Origin of the sequence: Agrobacterium sp. ICMP 6402 (assembly GCF_009498615.1) — a bacterium.
GTDB lineage: Bacteria > Pseudomonadota > Alphaproteobacteria > Rhizobiales > Rhizobiaceae > Agrobacterium > Agrobacterium burrii.
In genome coordinates, this window is record NZ_QSNV01000001.1 from 560,452 (window position 1) to 577,411 (window position 16,960).

The window sequence follows — 16,960 nt, forward strand, 5'->3', positions numbered from 1 at the left end:
GACGTTTCCGGACTGTCACACTTCCGACAATTTCGGGCAAAATAGGCTGCCTTTGCGCTTGTCGGCGCCAAGGGCTGGCACTAATGTGTGCCGGTTTTAACCATCGAATGCGGCCGAAGCATGAACCGGCTCGGCGCCAGGAGCTTTGCATGTTCAAGGGATCTATTCCCGCCCTCATTACCCCGTTCACGGACAATGGCGCCGTGGACGAACAGGCGTTTGCCGCCCATGTTGAATGGCAGATCGCCGAAGGCAGCAAGGGCCTTGTGCCCGTGGGTACGACGGGGGAATCCCCGACGCTTTCCCACGATGAGCACAAACGGGTTGTTGAACTGTGCATCGAGGTTGCGGCGAAACGGGTTCCGGTCATCGCGGGCGCAGGCTCCAACAATACGGATGAAGCGATAGAGCTTGCGCTCCACGCGCAGGAAGCCGGCGCGGATGCGCTGCTGGTGGTCACCCCCTATTACAACAAGCCGACGCAGAAGGGCCTGTTCGCTCATTTCTCCGCTGTTGCCGAAGCGGTGAAACTGCCGATCGTCATCTACAATATCCCGCCGCGCTCGGTGGTGGACATGTCGCCGGAAACCATGGGTGCGCTGGTCAAGGCGCACAGGAACATCGTCGGCGTCAAGGATGCGACGGGCAAGCTCGACCGCGTTTCCGAACAGCGCATTTCCTGCGGCAAGGATTTCATTCAGCTCTCGGGTGAGGATGGCACGGCACTCGGTTTCAACGCCCATGGCGGCGTCGGCTGCATTTCGGTTACGGCCAATGTCGCACCGCGCCTCTGTTCGGAATTCCAGGCGGCAATGCTGGCCGGTGACTACGCCAAGGCTCTGGAGTATCAGGATCGCCTGATGCCGCTGCACCGGGCGATCTTCCTGGAGCCGGGCGTCTGCGGCACGAAATATGCGCTGTCGAAGACACGTGGCGGCAACCGCCGGGTCCGCTCGCCATTGATGAGCACGCTGGAACCGGCGACCGAAGCGGCGATTGACGCGGCGCTGAAACATGCCGGCCTGATGAACTAAGAGACGCCTTAAAGCCTTAAAGGCGCGCAATGGGACCGCTTCGCGACAGAAGCGGCTCCGCGCGCCTTTTCTTTTTGCGGCGACGATACTAAATAGAGGCTCGAAAACCGCTCTGGCCGACAGGCTGCGGCGCAATAAGAAAAACAAGGGATTGAAATATCATGGCCCCCAAAGGCAGCCAGCGCGTGGTGAACAAGATCGTTGCGGAAAACCGCAAGGCTCGCTTCAACTACGAAATCATCGACACCTACGAGGCGGGCATCGTGCTGACCGGCACCGAGGTCAAGTCGTTGCGCGAAGGCAAGGCGAACATCGCCGAATCCTACGCTTCGGACGAGGGCGATGAAATCTGGCTGATCAATTCCCACCTGCCGGAATATCTGCAGGCCAACCGGTTCAACCATGAGCCGCGCCGCCGCCGCAAGCTGCTGTTAAGCAAACGCGAGATCAGCCGCCTGCGCGCCGGCATCAACCGCGACGGCATGACGCTGGTGCCGCTGAAGGTCTATTTCAACGACCAGGGCCGCGCGAAGCTGGAGCTGGCGCTCGCCAAGGGCAAGAAGCTGCACGACAAGCGCGAGACGGAGAAGGAACGCGACTGGAACCGGCAGAAGTCTCGGATTCTGAAAGGTAATTCGCAGTGAGTTCTGCCGGGCAGGGGTTGCCGCCTTTCGCCGCATGCTCCTGCTTCATGCCGCACTAGATCCGGCATCCAGCCACGGCGCGTCTGCGCCGTGAAAGGTCTTTCTCGCGATCAAGGACTTGATCGCGCTGGACCCCGGATCAGGTCCGGGGTGACAGAGTGAAGATCACTCCGGTCAAGTCTCAGGCAGCCCTATAAGTCCGCTCCACATAAGTCCTCGAAGCCGAGACGCTGAACTTGCTGACCAGCGCTGCGAGATTGGCGCTGACATCGCTCAGATTATGTGTGGCCGCATTGGTTTCTTCCACCATGGCCGCATTCTTCTGGGTCAGATTGTCCATGCTGTTGATGGCGGCGCTGATTTCCTGAATGCCGACGGACTGCTCCTGCGCCGCCTTGGTCAGCGAGGCGATATGTTCCTGAATGTGATCCACCTTGTTACCGATCGTATTCAGGGATTCGCCCGTCTTGTTGACCAGCGACACACCCTGCATCACATCGTCTGAGGATTTGGCGATCAGCGTCTTGATTTCCTTGGCCGCATTGGCCGAGCGTTGGGCAAGCTCGCGCACTTCCTGGGCGACGACCGCAAAACCCTTGCCCGCTTCACCGGCGCGTGCGGCCTCCACACCGGCATTCAGCGCCAGAAGGTTGGTCTGGAACGAGATCTCGTCGATGACGGAAATGATCTGGGTGATCTTCTGCGACGATTCCTCGATGGCGCCCATCGCCTTGACGGCTTCCGTCACCACATCCCGCGAGCGCGCTGCCTCAACGGCCGAGCTTTCGACGATGGCCTTGGCCTCTTCCGAGCGCTGCGCCGAGAGTTTGGAAATGGTGGTGATTTCCTCGACGGCGGCGGCGGTTTCCTCAAGGGCGGCGGCCTGCTGTTCGGTCCTGCGGGCCATATCGTCAGTCGCAGAGGTCAGCTCACGGGTGTTGCCGGAAATCTTGTTGGCCTCTTCGACGATCTGCGCAAAGGCGCCGGAGAGATTGCCGACCGCGGCGTTGAAATTGGCGATCAGCCCTTCAAATTGCGGCGCGGTCTTTTCGCCGATGCTAGAGGTGAGGTCGCCATTGGCCAGCTTGTTCAGCGCATTGTTTAGCAGTTCGAGAACGTGCTCCTGTTCCTTCTTCATCTGCGCCTGCTCAGCCTCCACCTTGAGCCTCTCGGCGGCCAGCACGTCGAGATAGACGGAGATCGAATAGTCCATGTCCAGAAGGGCGGCCTTGATGGTGGCGGACAGCCCGTCCTTCAATTTTTTGGCCTTCTTCTCCATGAAGAGGCCCTTCAGTTCGGAACTGATGACGGCCTTGACGATGCCATCGAGCATCAGCGCATAACCGCCAATATACCAGCGCGGCTCCAGCCCCAGCCTGGCATGGGTGCGGCCGATGGCGGTGACGGCGTCGGTATAATCGCCGTTGAACGTGCCGGAGGCGATCCTCGCCCAGTGTTTCAGCTGCATGCTCTTGGCATGGTGGATATGCGCATCGTTGGCGAAGAACTTTGCCGTCTCCGGCACCGAGCGAACCTTGGCATAAAAACGGTCGAGCGAAGCATCGAGCGAGCCGGTGATGACACCTTTCATCTCGGAGAGATTTTGCCGCTGTTCGTGGCCAAGTCCCAGAAAATTCAGTCTTTCATCGAGTTGTCGGTCGGTTTTTGCTTGGCCATGCATGTCTAAATATCCTGATTTGGCACCGAAATCACATCGTTGGCGCCGTTACGTCTTTTAGACACGTCTAAAATTAACCAAGTTATAATTTCGACTTACCGAATTTGATGTTTGTTAATTCTAAAAAGAATTTTTACCTCGCTGGCATAGTGCAAACAGAAACGCGCCCGTCTTTTCAGGACGGACGCGTTTATGATTTCGTCGCAGCAAAAACTTGGATCAGATCGTCTCAGGGCTTTCGACATGCCGGGCAGGGCGCTCGTTCGGGTCGCGCCCGATCTCGGCCTTCAGCGTCATCAGGTCGATGAAGTGATCGGCCTGCCGGCGCAGATCGTCGGCGATCATGGCGGGCTGCGTTGCCATGGTGGAAACCACGGAAACCTTGCGGCCCTTGCGCTGCAGCGCATCCACCAGCTTGGTAAAATCGCCGTCGCCGGAAAACAGTACCAGGTGATCGACGGTCTCGGACTGTTCCATGGCATCGACTGCCAGTTCGATGTCCATGTTGCCCTTGATCTTGCGGCGACCGAGCGCGTCGGTGAATTCCTTCGCCGGCTTCGTCACGACCTTGTAGCCGTTATAATCCAGCCAGTCGATCAGCGGACGGATCGAGGAATATTCCTGATCCTCGATCAATGCGGTGTAATAATAGGCGCGCAGCAGGTATCCACGCTTTTGAAAGGCCTTCAGGAGCTTGCGGTAGTCGATATCGAATCCCAGGCTTTTCGATGCTGCATAAAGATTGGCTCCGTCTATGAAGAGCGCAATTTTCTCCCGTGGATCGAACATTCCATCCCATTCCTTTTTTTGGAAAGGCCATTATCTGGCTTTTATTTCCGGTCGATAACGCAAAAAGTCATGTCGTATCAACGAGCTTCGCGTACCGCCGTTGCGTTTTAAGTAAGCTACCTTCCCCCGTATTCCAAGACAATTTTTCTAGACATTTTGTTCATCAGACGCCAAACATCGGCAATAAGGTGCCAAAAGACGCCAAAGACAGGAAAAACTTGAATTCCGCGGCCAATGGCTGTATCGGAAGCTGGAAAGCTTCGTCGCGTGAAATCCTGAATGTTTTTCGCAAGGCACGAAGCGCAGATTCAATAGGTTAGAGCATCCCTTGTGCACCCCGAAGAAAGCACGGCGCTCTGATCCACGACATTACGACACGCAAAGGACAGGCAATGGCCCGCGTCACAGTTGAAGATTGCATTGATAAAGTAGACAACCGTTTCGAACTGGTGCTTCTCGCCAGCCACCGTGCACGCCAGATTTCCCAGGGCTCCTCCATCACGGTTGACCGTGACAACGACAAGAACCCGGTCGTGGCGCTGCGCGAAATCGCTGACGAGACGCTGTCTCCGGACGATCTGAAGGAAGACCTTATCCATTCGCTGCAGAAGCATGTGGAAGTTGACGAGCCCGAGCCCGATCCGGTCACGCTTGCCGCCTCCGCTGCCGATGGCGAAGACGACGACCAGCCGGAAACCGTTACTTTCGACCAGATGTCGGAAGAAGAACTGCTGGCCGGTATCGAAGGCCTTGTGCCGCCGGAAAAAAATGACGACTATTGATCTAAGTTTATGACGCCATTGGCAGGCGGTGGTTACCGTCTGTCAATATTTCCCGTCATAATCTGATCCCTATTGATGCAGCATTGTGCGCCGACCCCATGGTTGGCGCGCTTTCTTTTTGTGGAATATCGCATGATGCGGCAATACGAACTCGTCGAGCGGGTTCAAAAATATAAACCGGATGCGAATGAGGCCCTGCTGAACAAGGCCTATGTTTATGCCATGCAAAAACATGGCCAGCAGAAGCGGGCCAATGGCGACCCCTATATCTCGCATCCGCTGGAAGTTGCCGCAATCCTCACGGAAATGCATCTCGACGAATCGACCATCGCGGTGGCGTTGCTGCACGATACGATCGAGGACACCACGGCCACCCGCGCCGAAATCGATGAACTCTTCGGTGAAGATATCGGCCGGCTGGTGGAAGGGCTGACCAAGCTCAAGAAGCTTGACCTCGTCACCCGCAAGGCCAAGCAGGCCGAAAACCTGCGCAAGTTGTTGCTCGCCATTTCCGACGACGTGCGCGTTCTTCTGGTCAAGCTCGCCGACCGCCTGCACAATATGCGTACCATGGAATATATGCCTGCCGACAAGCGCAGCCGCATTTCCGAGGAGACGATGGAAATCTATGCGCCGCTCGCCGGCCGCATGGGTATGCAGGATATGCGCGACGAGCTGGAAGACCTGTCCTTCCGATATCTCAACCCGGAAGCCTATGAGACGGTGACCAACCGTCTGCAGGAGCTGGAAACCCGCAATGAAGGCCTCATCAAGAAGATCGAGGACGAGTTGCGCGAGCTTCTGGTGGCCAACGGGTTGCTCGGCACCAACGTCAAGGGGCGTCAGAAGAAGCCCTATTCGGTGTTCCGCAAGATGCAGTCGAAGTCGCTCTCCTTCGAGCAGCTTTCCGATGTTTACGGTTTTCGTATTCTGGTGGACGATATTCCCGGCTGCTACCGGGCGCTTGGCATCGTGCACACTCGCTGGCGCGTGGTGCCGGGCCGCTTCAAGGATTATATCTCGACGCCGAAGCAGAACGATTATCGCTCCATCCACACCACCATCGTCGGCCCGTCACGCCAGCGTATCGAGCTGCAGATCCGCACCAAGCGCATGCATGAAATCGCCGAATTCGGTATCGCTGCCCATGCACTCTATAAGGATGGTGAAAACGGGGAGGGCGATCTGCTCTCGCCGGAATCGAATGCCTATTCCTGGCTGCGCCACACCATCGAATCACTGGCCGAAGGCGACAGCCCGGAAGAATTCCTCGAACACACCAAGCTTGAACTCTTCCAGGACCAGGTATTCTGCTTCACGCCCAAGGGCAAGCTCATCGCCCTGCCGCGCGGCGCGACGCCTATCGACTTTGCTTATGCCGTTCACACCAATATCGGTGACACCACCGTCGGCGCGAAGATCAACGGGCGGATCATGCCGCTCGTCACCCGCCTGAACAATGGCGACGAGGTGGAGATCATCCGCTCCGGCGTGCAGGTGCCGCCGGCCGCATGGGAAGAGGTGGTGGTGACGGGCAAGGCCCGCTCGGCCATCCGCCGCGCCACCCGCATGGCCATCCGCAAGCAATATTCCGGCCTCGGTTATCGCATTCTCGAGCGTACTTTCGAGCGCGCCGGCAAGGCTTTCTCGCGGGAAGCTTTAAAGCCTGTGCTGCATCGTCTGGCGCAGAAGGATGTCGAAGACGCCATCGCCGCCGTCGGTCGCGGTGAGGTCTCCTCGCTCGATGTGCTGCGTGCGGTCTATCCGGACTATCAGGACGAGCGCGTGACGGTGAAGATGACCGGCGACGATGGCTGGTTCAACATGCGCAGCGCCTCCGGTATGGTCTTCAAGATCCCCGGAAAGTCGCGCTCCGTTCTGGAGGACGATGGCGCGGCCGAGATGCTGGACGGACCCGACCCGCTGCCGATCCGCGGCCTTTCCGGCAATGTCGATGTGCATTTCGGTGCCGCCGGCGCCGTTCCGGGAGACCGCATCGTCGGCATCATGGAAAAAGGCAAGGGCATCACCATCTATCCCATTCAGGCGCCGGCGCTGCAGCGTTTCGACGATGAGCCGGAGCGCTGGATTGATGTCCGCTGGGACCTCGATGAGGCGAACAAGTCACGCTTCATGGCGCGGGTGATGATCAATGCGCTGAACGAGCCGGGCACGCTCGCCTCGGTGGCGCAATCGATCGCGACGCTCGATGTCAATATTCGCGGCCTGAACATGGTCCGCATCGGCACTGACTTCTCCGAGCTGGCGCTGGATGTCGAAGTCTGGGATTTGCGGCAGCTGAACCAGCTTCTGTCGCAGCTGAAGGATCTAGACTGCGTATCAACAGTGGCGCGTGCCTTCGATTGAGGCATTTTTAGTCGCTCTTGCAACTCAAAAGGCCGCTGTTATGCATTCATTGCATGGCAGCGGCCTTTTCCTGTCTCTGGTCGCGGACAGGCTTTAAGACTATCTTCCTTTCAGAAATTGAAGACGGGAACGCGGCGTGCCGGTGGGATTTACACCGATGAGAAACGCCAATCCCCAAACCGAAAGGACCGAAAATCATGTTTACTCCGCTTCGCAAGATCGCCCGTGCCGTCCGTGGCAAGACCACCCAGGAACGCGAATTCGAATATCTCAGCGGCTCGGTATCGAATGTCGACCTCGAGTTCCGTCAGCGCGAAATCGACCGCGGCCTGTTCCGCCGGTAATGCGCTCAGCGCATGGCAGCCCTTCGCCATGCGTATGCGACCGGCAGGAGCAGCTGGTACCCGCTAGTGTTCCTGCATTTCGTAAATCTATGTGAATGTGCGCTTCAAGCGGGCGTTCCACCGCTGTCCGGTCAAAATGATGGGACACGCTGCCTTTGCAGCGAAGTTGGCGGCGAGGGGTGCGTATTTCCTCAACGTCATCCTTGGGCCTGTCCCAAGGAACTAATCACGTCGAAAAATCAATCGGTTGCGGATCCTCGGGACAAGCTCGAGGATGACGTCAGAGCGCCCGGCAAGCTCGTACCCATCTGGTGACGCCGCGCGGATGCCCTAATGCCGGCTTCCGGCCCCACACCCGAATGACGGCAGCGGGCAATAGGGTCTGCAAAAGAATCCTCCTGTTATCCGCCGACCCCTTGGCTGCGCCCGGTCGATGAAATAGACTGCCCCCATGCCGTTTCGCCGCCGTGAACCCGTTGGTTTTTCAGAGAAGATTCGCGACCTCTTCTGGCCGCGCACGGGTTTTTCCCGTTCGCTGCGCTATATGAAGCTGCGTCTGCTGCGGCTTTCCGCCTCTCCCCATTCGGTTGCTGCCGGTGTTGCCCTTGGTGTCGGCGTGGCCTGGACGCCGTTTCTCGGCGTTCACATCCTCATCGCCATGGCGCTCGGTTTCCTCATGCGGGTCAATCTCGTCGCCGCAGCCCTCGGCACCACTTTTGCAAATCCGCTGACATTTCCATTCATATGGGCTTCCACCTGGGAACTCGGGCACCTCATTCTCGGCCGGCAAACGGCGGAAAGTGCTGCACATGTGGATTTCGTGGCGCTGTTCAGCCATCTCGAATTCCGGCAGATATGGACACCGGTGCTGGAACCCATGACCATCGGCGCGATTCTGCCTGCCGCCGTCAGCGCGATCATCGCTTATATCGCCGTTTTCGGCCTTATCAGCGGCTTCCAACGCCGCAAGATGGAAAATCTCGCGCACCGAGCCGCCAACAAGAATGCTTCTCTGGAGATGTTGAAATGATCATTGGATTGGGCAGCGACCTGATCGACATTCGCCGCGTTGAAAAGTCGATCGAGCGTTTCGGCGAACGGTTCACACACCGCTGTTTCACCGATATCGAACGCGCCAAATCCGATGGCCGCAAGAACCGCGCCGCTTCTTATGCCAAGCGTTTCGCCGCCAAGGAGGCCTGTTCCAAGGCGCTTGGAACAGGCCTTGCGAATGGTGTTTTCTGGAAGGACATGGGCGTCGTCAATCTGCCGGGCGGCAAGCCGACCATGCGTCTGACCAATGGGGCAGGGGAAAGACTGGCGGCCATGCTGCCGGCCGGCCATCGCGCCAATATCCACCTGACGATCACGGATGATTTCCCTTATGCTCAGGCATTTGTGATTATCGAGGCGCTTCCCGTGAATGGCTGAGACGCGGTGCGGCCGCATTGGCGGCCTATTTGCACCCGTGTCATAGAAGCGCTTCCCTTCGGGCTGGAAAGGTTCTAGAGAAGTCGCAGAAATATGAAAGCGTTGCCGGCTGTGTGAAGACTGCTTCATATGGCATAAGCACGACAAAACAACGGCCCCGATGCCTTCGTGAAACCGAAGAAGCCGGGAAACAATCAGGCAGGTCTTTAAGTGTCCGAAAAAGCTGAGAAGAAGCAGAACGCCCTCTGGGAGAACGTCAAGGTCATCATTCAGGCGCTGCTGCTGGCCATGGTCATCCGCACCGTTCTGTTTCAGCCCTTCACGATCCCATCAGGCTCGATGATGCCGACACTTCTGGTGGGCGACTATCTTTTCGTCAACAAGTTCTCTTACGGCTATTCGAAATATTCGCTGCCCTTCTCGCCGAACCTGTTTTCGGGCCGTATTCTGGAATTCAGCAAGCCCAAGCGTGGCGATGTCGTGGTGTTCCGCCTGCCGCCAAATCCTGAAGTGGATTACATCAAGCGCCTCGTCGGTCTGCCGGGTGATCGCATCCAGGTGACGAACGGCGTGCTCTTCATTAACGGCCAGCCGGTGCCGAAGCAGCCAGACGGCGCCTTCACCTCGGATTACCGCGCCGACCCGGGTGCCAATGTGCCGGTCTTCCGCGAAACGCTGGATAATGGCGTCACCTATGACACGCTCGATCAGTCGCCCGATTCGCGCGGCGACAACACCCGGGAATTCCTGGTGCCGGAAGGCCATTATTTCATGATGGGCGACAACAGAGACAATTCGCTCGACAGCCGCTTCGACGTCGGTTTCGTGCCGGAAGAAAACCTGATCGGCCGCGCCAGCGTCATCTTCTTCTCGCTGGGCAACGACACGCCGTTCAGCCGCATTTGGGAATGGCCAGCCAACATGCGTTGGGACCGCCTGTTCAAGGTTGTGGAATGAGCAAGACCAAGCCGCTTTCGACGGACGAGATTTCGCGTCTGGAAGCGTTGATCGGATATGAGTTCAAGGAAAAGGCCCGGCTCGACCGGGCCTTGACCCATGCCAGCGCCCGCTCGGCGGCGGCCGGCAATTACGAGCGGCTTGAGTTTCTGGGCGACCGCGTTCTTGGCCTCTGCGTCGCAGAATTGCTGTTCTCCATCTTTCGTGACGCCACTGAAGGCGAGCTTTCCGTCCGTTTGAACCAGCTGGTCAGCGCCGAATCCTGCGCCGCGATCGGCGATGAGATGGGCCTGCACAATTTCATCCGCACCGGATCTGATGTGAAGAAGCTGACCGGCAAGGCGATGCTGAACGTGCGCGCCGATGTCGTCGAAAGCCTGATCGCCACCCTTTATCTGGATGGCGGGCTGGAAGCATCGCGCAAATTTATCCTGAAATACTGGCAGGGCCGCGCAACGCGCGTGGATGCCGGGCGGCGGGATGCCAAGACCGAGTTGCAGGAATGGGCGCATGCCCGATTTGCGGCGACGCCCTCTTACCGGGTTGACGACCGCTCCGGACCGGATCACGATCCAAGCTTCACCGTAACGGTGGAAATTCCCGGCGTGAAGCCGGAAACCGGCGTCGAGCGCTCCAAGCGCGCAGCCGAACAGGTGGCGGCCACCCGCTTGCTGGAGCGCGAAGGCGTCTGGCAGAAAAGCCCCACCAAAAACTGAGCACCCGACCATAGGGTGCCAAAATCGAGCGCATGGCGGACCCTTTGGCCGCATGTTGAATACCTCAGACCTTGATGGATACTATGACCGATCACGAAAACCCCGCCGTTGAAGGCGAAGACAACAACCTTCCGACCCGTTCCGGCTTTGTGGCCCTGATCGGCCCGACCAATGCCGGCAAGTCGACACTGGTGAACAGGCTGGTGGGCGCCAAGGTTTCGATCGTCAGCCACAAGGTGCAGACGACGCGCGCGGTGATGCGCGGCATCGCCATTCACAAAAATGCACAGATCGTTTTCATGGATACGCCCGGCATCTTCAAGCCGCGCCGCCGGCTTGACCGCGCCATGGTCACCTCCGCCTGGGGTGGGGCAAAGGATGCCGATCTCATCCTGCTTCTGATCGACAGCGAGCGCGGCCTGAAGGGCGATGCCGAGGCCATTCTCGAAGGGCTGAAGGACGTTCCGCAGAAGAAGATCCTCTGCCTCAACAAGATCGACCAGGTGAAGCGCGAAGACCTGCTGAAACTTGCCGCCGCCGCCAATGAGACGGTCACTTTCGACCGCACCTTCATGATTTCGGCCACCAATGGTTCGGGCTGCGAAGACCTGATGGATTATCTGGTGGATACCCTGCCGGAAGGTCCGTGGTATTATCCGGAAGACCAGATTTCCGATCTGCCGATGCGCCAGCTCGCTGCCGAAATCACCCGCGAAAAGCTGTTCCTGCGGCTGCATCAGGAACTTCCCTATGCGTCGCATGTCGAGACGGAAAGCTGGGAAGAGCGCAAGGATGGCTCCGTGCGCATCGAGCAGGTGATCTATGTCGAGCGCGACAGCCAGAAGAAGATTGCGCTCGGCAAGAACGGCGATGCCATCAAGGCCATCTCCACCGCCTCGCGCAAGGAACTGTCGGCTATCCTTGAGCAGCCGGTCCACCTCTTCCTGTTCGTCAAGGTGCGTGAGAACTGGGGCGATGACCCTGAACGCTTCCGCGAAATGGGCTTGGAATTTCCGCGAAACTGAATATCTTCAGCGTTTTATCGGGAACCGAATACGTTCGGGCGGGTTGTTCCAAAACAATTGGGCGCAACCTTTTTTCGATGACGGATATTCATGTCGCCAAAAAAACCGAACGGGATTTCCACCACGCCTTGCCAGCAGTGTCCCCTGCGCGACCTGCCGCATTTCAGGGATTTCGCCCCTCCCGAACTCGATTTCGTCTCCCGTTTCAAAACGGGGGAACTTGCGGTTGAAAGCGGCTCCGTCATCCTGATGGAAGGCTCGCACAGCGCCCATCTCTATACCGTGCTCAATGGCTGGGCGTTCCGCTACAAGACGCTGGAAGATGGCCGGCGGCAGATCCTCAACTATGTCATGCCGGGCGATCTCGTCGGCCTGCAGGGCACGGTGATGGGGGAAATGCAGCATTCGGTGGAAGCGTTGTCACCGGTGACGCTGTGCGTTTTCGAACGATCCCGCCTCAACAACCTCTTCACCGATCATCCGACCCTTGCCTATGACCTGACCTGGATCGCGGCGAGCGAAGAACGCATGCTCGACAGCCATCTGCTCAGCATCGGCCGGCGCACCGCACTGGAGCGCGCCGCCTACCTCATCGCCTTCCTCTACAGCAAGGCGAAAGCGGTCAATCTCGTTCGCGGTGAGATGCCGATCCCGGTCACCCAGCAGCATGTTGCCGATACGCTCGGCCTTTCCATCGTCCACACCAACAAGACCTTGAGAAAGCTCGTCGATCGCGCGTTGATTCGCTGGACGGACAAGGGCTGTCTGGTGCTGGATGATGCCGGACTTGCCCATGTGGCTGGCTGGGAAAGCGATGAAAAGCGCCAGCGACCCTTCATCTGATCCTGTCTCGACATGTCTTTTTTAAATGACGTTCCAGCCGTAATTTGCGACTCCTGTGATAATATCTCGCTGGAACGCAATTCCGGAGACCGCTTCGCAGAGCCGGCTGGCTCCTTCATCTAGGAAGAAGAAAACATATGGTGCCACAACGGGTTATCATCGTTGAGGATGAATATCTGGTGGCGCTCGATGTCGAAGCGGTTCTCCAGTCCATGGGCGTTGAAACCATCATCATAGCCACAACGCTTGCGCAGGCCGGTGAAGCCTTTGAACAGAACGGTGCGGACTGCGTGCTTCTCGATGTCAGCCTGTCCGATGGCAAGAGTTACGATTTTGCGCGCCTGCTGCGCGAGGCGGGCATTCCTTTCGGTTTCGTCAGCGGTTACGGCGACACGGCGGGGTTTCCGGACGATCTTTCGCAGGCGCCTCTGCTTGGCAAGCCGTTCGGGGAAAATGAAATCTCCGATTTCGTCCTCAATCTCGTCGGCGTGGCGAAAGACGCCGTAAAAGAATAACGTTTCGCCGCCATATCGGTTATGATCGGGCTTCAAATCGGAGTTCGGACAGGTTTCATGCAGTGGCAGGATGAGGCAATCATTCTCGGCGTAAAACGCCATGGCGAAACGAGCGTCATCGCCGAGGTGATGACCCGTACGCGCGGCCGACACCTCGGCATGGTGCGCTCCGGGCGCTCCCGCAGTATGCAGCCTGTGCTGCAGGCGGGCAACCGGGTGGATGTCATCTGGCGGGCGCGACTTGACGACCATCTTGGCGAATACCGCATCGAGCCGCTGCAATTGCGCGCAGCCCAGCTGATGGAAACGGCGACCGCCGTCTACGGCGTGCAGGCCATGGGCGCGCTTCTCAGGCTTCTGCCGGAGCGCGACCCGCATCCGCATCTCTATCAGGCGCTCGATATCATCCTCGACAATCTTCATGAGCCGGCCGATGCAGGGGAATTGTTCGTGCGGTTTGAACTCGCCGTGCTGAACGATCTGGGTTTCGGGCTCGATCTCACCGAATGCGCGGCGACCGGGCTGCGCACCGATCTCATTTACGTGTCGCCGAAAACGGGCAGGGCGGTCTGCCGCACGGCCGGCGCGCCCTATGCGGAGCGGATGCTGTCGCTGCCCGCTTTTCTCGGTGAGGGCCAGTCGAAAGCTGCCGATCCCGAAAGCCTCGCGGCGGCCTTCCGCCTGACCGCCCATTTCCTCAATCGACATGTCTATGATCCGCGTGGCCTGAATGAAAACGCCGCCCGCGACGGTTTTGTGCAGGCGGCGCTGAAGGCGCTGCAGCGCAGGGCGTCACCGCCCGCGCTCGATAAGGCCGTGTAGTCTCAGGCCATTGCCGGCCGCGGCGCGGGCCGCTCCTGAATGGGCCAATGCACGATGGCTGCAAAAATCCCCATGCCGACGCCAAGCCACCAGACGAGATCATAGGAACCCAGCCGGTCGTAAAGGAAACCGCCGAGCCAGACGCCGAGGAACGAGCCGATCTGGTGCGACAGGAACACGACGCCGCCGAGCATGCCGAGATGGCGGGTGCCGAACATGATCGCCACCAGCGCATTGGTGGGCGGCACGGTGGAAAGCCACAGGATGCCCATGATGGCCGCAAAGAGGATGACCGACAGCGGCGATTGCGGCAGAAGCAGGAAGGCGGTCACGACAACCGAGCGGGCAATATAGATATAGGCCAGCATATAGGGTTTCGAATAACGCTGGGCGATGACACCGGCGGCGAGCGATCCGATGATGTTGAAGAAACCGATCAGCGCCATGGCAATGACGGCGTAACGCGGTTCGATGCCGATATCGCCGAGATAGGCCGGAAAATGCGCGGTGATGAAGGCCACCTGAAAACCGCAGACGAAGAAGCCGGTGGTCAAAAGCAGATAGCTCTTATGGCCGAGCGCCTCCTTCAACGCTTCGCCGGCCGTCTGCTGAAACTGCGCCTGCGACTGGCTGCCGGAAGAGGAGTTGCCGCGCATCGGAAAGGCGAGCAGCGGCACGAGCATCATCATGACGGCAAGCCAGACGAGCGTATCCGACCAGCCATAGGTGGAAATCAGCCCCTGGCTGATGGGCGCAAACAGGAACATGCCCGCTGAACCCGCCGCCGTGCCGATGCCGAAGGCGAGCGAGCGCTGCTGCGGCGTCACATGGCGCGCGAAGGCAGACAGGATGACGCTGAAGGAGCCGGCCGCGATGCCAAGCCCGACAAGCACGCCGCCGCCGAAATGCAGCCAGAAAGGCGAGGTGCCGAAGGACATGCAGATGAGGCCGGCGGCATAAAGAAAGCCTGACAGAACGAGCACGCGGCCCGTGCCGTATTTATCGGCGATGGCGCCGAAGAAGGGCTGGCCGAGGCCCCAGAAAAGGTTCTGCAAGGCCATGGCGAGGCCGAAGGTGGAGCGATCCCAGCCGGTATCGGCCAGCATCGGCAACTGGAAGAAGCCCATGGCCGAACGCGGCCCGAAGGTCATGACGGCAATCAGCGACCCGGCGGCGATAATCAGCCAGGGCATGGTCTGGCGTGTGGCTTGCGACATGAAATTCTCCTGCTGCAGCATGCGCCTTGGAGATGGCGCAAATCTCCTGCAGATTCCCTCTGATCGGGGTGAATATTAGCTTTTGTCAGCCGTCCCCACTAGCGACTTTTCTTGACCCCCAGTATTCATGGGATTGATGGGATGCCCGCACATTATTGCCGGAATTCCGGAGAGATGACGATGAAGCAGAATATTTACGACGACCCCGGGTTCTTCGAGCGCTACAGCGCCATGCCGCGCTCCGTGGAAGGGTTGCGGCAGGCCGGCGAGTGGCACGAACTGCGCGCCATGCTTCCGCCGTTGCAGGGCCGGAGCCTACTCGATCTCGGTTGCGGTTTCGGCTGGCATTGCCGTTATGCGGCAGAGCAGGGGGCGGCCCATGTCGTCGGCGTCGATCTTTCGGAAAACATGCTGCGCCGTGCAGCCGAAATAAATGGCGGGTCCAGTATCGAATATCACCGGGCGGCAATCGAGGACATCGATTTTCCGCCGGAAAGTTTCGATGTGGTGCTGAGTTCTCTCGCCCTGCATTATGTCCGCGATCTTGACCTGGCATTCGCGAAAGTTTCCGCCGTGCTGAAATCCGGCGGTGAGTTCATCTTTTCCATCGAACATCCCGTTTTCACGGCGCTGGAAAAACAGGACTGGTTCTATGACGAGAAGGGCGAAATCCTCCACTGGCCGCTCGACAATTACCAGAACGAAGGCGTGCGCCATTCCAACTGGATGGCGGATGATGTCGTCAAATATCATCGCACGGTGTCCGGCATTCTCAACAGCCTGCTTTCTGCCGGCTTTGCCCTGACGCGTCTGGTCGAACCGAGGCCCGATCCCGCCTTGCTCGCAGAGCGACCGGAGATGAAGCACGAAGATCGCCGTCCGATCTTTCTGATCGTCAGCGCTCGCAAGCCGTAATGGCATGAGGGGCGCTGCAACGCCCGTGGCCTAGCGCCTCTTGATCGCCCAGCCTTCCGGCCGTTCCTCCACCACCTTGGCCAGGTCGCCGACCGACAGTCTGCCCTGACTGCGCGGCGTCACGTTCCAGCCGAACAGCGGGCCGGGCACGCGCCGGTCACCCGACATGCGGATGCGGCCCATGGCCTTCATCGGCGAGGGCACATCGCGGGAGCCGGTTATCTGGTCCTGCGTGGTCATGATGCAGCGGGCGCAGGGTTTGACGAGATCAAAACGAATGCCGCCGATCTCGATGGCCGCCCAGCGGTCCTCCGCCCATGCTTCGTCCGTGTCCAGCACGATATTCGGCCGGAACCGCTCCATGCCGACCGCGTCCTCACCATTGGCGCGCATATTGTCGTTCAGCGCGGCAAGCGAGGCGGTGGTGGTGACGAGGATCTGGTAGCCGTCCGCAAAGGTGACGGGCGTTTCGTTGCCGGTCCATTCGAGGCTCGCAATGCGTTTCGAGGCATCATCGAAGAATGCCAGCTTTACCTCGCGCCCGAGCCACGCCGAGAGCGTATCGTTGGTCTCGTCATCGGCGATATTGGCGCTGACGATGGACTTCCACACCGCCACATCCATGCGCTCTCCGGACGGTCTTGCGACGATCTCGTCGTCCTTTTCCCGCGCAAGCGCCATGCCGCCATTCTCATGCCGTGCCAGAACCGTGGCGATGGCAGGCAGTTCGCGCTGGGTGATGAAGTGGCCGGAAGGGTCGATCAACATGGCTCGACGATCGCCCGGCAGGCCCTCGGCCGAAACAGCGCTCTCGGAGAGGGGAATGCCGCGCGCGCTTTTCAGCGGATAGATGTTGAGTTCGGTCACACGCATCTTGGATA

The 16,960-nt window shown here is 59.0% G+C and carries 18 protein-coding genes; 14 read left to right on the forward strand and 4 right to left on the reverse strand.

Annotation, left to right across the window (positions count from 1 at the left end):
- The first annotated feature begins 149 nt into the window (after positions 1–149).
- Both dapA and smpB read left to right on the forward strand, forming a co-directional pair.
- Positions 150–1,034: a 4-hydroxy-tetrahydrodipicolinate synthase gene (gene dapA / locus DXT96_RS02850; protein WP_153513463.1), complete on the forward strand. Its 885-nt coding sequence runs from the start codon at positions 150–152 to the stop codon at positions 1,032–1,034.
- A gap of 161 nt (positions 1,035–1,195) precedes the next feature.
- A complete protein-coding gene (smpB, locus tag DXT96_RS02855; protein WP_149898000.1) occupies positions 1,196–1,678 on the forward strand; it encodes an SsrA-binding protein SmpB in 483 nt (160 codons plus the stop codon).
- Positions 1,679–1,859: 181 nt separating this feature from the next.
- Here the strand turns inward: smpB and DXT96_RS02860 are convergent, their stop codons facing one another.
- Both DXT96_RS02860 and DXT96_RS02865 read right to left on the reverse strand, forming a co-directional pair.
- The gene (locus DXT96_RS02860; protein WP_153513464.1) at positions 1,860–3,359 is read right to left on the reverse strand and encodes a globin-coupled sensor protein; all 1,500 of its coding nucleotides are present in this window, start codon (positions 3,357–3,359) and stop codon (positions 1,860–1,862) included.
- 216 nt (positions 3,360–3,575) lie between these two features.
- Positions 3,576–4,145 (reverse strand): NYN domain-containing protein, encoded by a 570-nt coding sequence (locus tag DXT96_RS02865; protein ID WP_013635795.1) that lies wholly within the window; start codon positions 4,143–4,145, stop codon positions 3,576–3,578.
- Positions 4,146–4,537: 392 nt separating this feature from the next.
- On the opposite strand from DXT96_RS02865, the gene rpoZ reads away from it, so the two are divergent.
- The 11 genes from rpoZ (at position 4,538) to recO (ending at position 13,947) form a co-directional block, all read left to right on the forward strand.
- Complete coding sequence (rpoZ, locus tag DXT96_RS02870; RefSeq protein ID WP_006311530.1) at positions 4,538–4,927, forward strand: DNA-directed RNA polymerase subunit omega; 390 nt, start codon at positions 4,538–4,540, stop codon at positions 4,925–4,927.
- 132 nt (positions 4,928–5,059) lie between these two features.
- A complete protein-coding gene (locus tag DXT96_RS02875) occupies positions 5,060–7,294 on the forward strand; it encodes a bifunctional (p)ppGpp synthetase/guanosine-3',5'-bis(diphosphate) 3'-pyrophosphohydrolase (RefSeq protein ID WP_149897998.1) in 2,235 nt (744 codons plus the stop codon).
- A gap of 197 nt (positions 7,295–7,491) precedes the next feature.
- Positions 7,492–7,638, forward strand: a complete 147-nt coding sequence (locus DXT96_RS02880) for a hypothetical protein (RefSeq protein ID WP_003496944.1) — start codon at positions 7,492–7,494, stop codon at positions 7,636–7,638.
- Between the two features lie 451 nt (positions 7,639–8,089).
- Positions 8,090–8,668 carry a DUF2062 domain-containing protein gene (locus DXT96_RS02885; RefSeq protein ID WP_149897996.1) on the forward strand — a complete coding sequence of 193 codons (579 nt, stop codon included), beginning with the start codon at positions 8,090–8,092 and terminating at the stop codon, positions 8,666–8,668.
- Positions 8,665–9,069 (forward strand): holo-ACP synthase, encoded by a 405-nt coding sequence (acpS, locus tag DXT96_RS02890; RefSeq protein ID WP_153513465.1) that lies wholly within the window; start codon positions 8,665–8,667, stop codon positions 9,067–9,069. The genes DXT96_RS02885 and acpS overlap by 4 nt, the downstream gene beginning before the upstream one ends.
- 210 nt (positions 9,070–9,279) lie before the next feature.
- Positions 9,280–10,026: a signal peptidase I gene (gene lepB, locus DXT96_RS02895; protein ID WP_149897995.1), complete on the forward strand. Its 747-nt coding sequence runs from the start codon at positions 9,280–9,282 to the stop codon at positions 10,024–10,026.
- Positions 10,023–10,742 carry a ribonuclease III gene (rnc, locus tag DXT96_RS02900; RefSeq protein WP_149897994.1) on the forward strand — a complete coding sequence of 240 codons (720 nt, stop codon included), beginning with the start codon at positions 10,023–10,025 and terminating at the stop codon, positions 10,740–10,742. The genes lepB and rnc overlap by 4 nt, the downstream gene beginning before the upstream one ends.
- A gap of 74 nt (positions 10,743–10,816) precedes the next feature.
- Positions 10,817–11,767 (forward strand): GTPase Era, encoded by a 951-nt coding sequence (gene era / locus DXT96_RS02905; protein ID WP_174372814.1) that lies wholly within the window; start codon positions 10,817–10,819, stop codon positions 11,765–11,767.
- A gap of 90 nt (positions 11,768–11,857) precedes the next feature.
- On the forward strand, positions 11,858–12,610 hold the full coding sequence (locus DXT96_RS02910; protein WP_149897992.1) for a Crp/Fnr family transcriptional regulator: 753 nt from the start codon (positions 11,858–11,860) through the stop codon (positions 12,608–12,610).
- A gap of 137 nt (positions 12,611–12,747) precedes the next feature.
- Complete coding sequence (locus DXT96_RS02915; RefSeq protein ID WP_149897991.1) at positions 12,748–13,125, forward strand: response regulator; 378 nt, start codon at positions 12,748–12,750, stop codon at positions 13,123–13,125.
- Between the two features lie 57 nt (positions 13,126–13,182).
- Entirely contained in the window at positions 13,183–13,947 is a 765-nt protein-coding gene (recO, locus tag DXT96_RS02920; protein ID WP_149897990.1) for a DNA repair protein RecO, read from the forward strand.
- Between the two features lie 2 nt (positions 13,948–13,949).
- Here recO and DXT96_RS02925 read toward each other — a convergent pair whose 3' ends face one another.
- Positions 13,950–15,164 carry an MFS transporter gene (locus DXT96_RS02925; protein WP_153513466.1) on the reverse strand — a complete coding sequence of 405 codons (1,215 nt, stop codon included), beginning with the start codon at positions 15,162–15,164 and terminating at the stop codon, positions 13,950–13,952.
- Between the two features lie 180 nt (positions 15,165–15,344).
- Here DXT96_RS02925 and DXT96_RS02930 point away from each other — a divergent pair, with 180 nt between their 5' ends.
- Positions 15,345–16,079 carry a class I SAM-dependent methyltransferase gene (locus tag DXT96_RS02930; protein WP_153513467.1) on the forward strand — a complete coding sequence of 245 codons (735 nt, stop codon included), beginning with the start codon at positions 15,345–15,347 and terminating at the stop codon, positions 16,077–16,079.
- Positions 16,080–16,109: 30 nt separating this feature from the next.
- Here DXT96_RS02930 and DXT96_RS02935 read toward each other — a convergent pair whose 3' ends face one another.
- On the reverse strand, positions 16,110–16,952 hold the full coding sequence (locus tag DXT96_RS02935) for an MOSC domain-containing protein (RefSeq protein WP_153513468.1): 843 nt from the start codon (positions 16,950–16,952) through the stop codon (positions 16,110–16,112).
- Positions 16,953–16,960 lie beyond the last annotated feature (8 nt).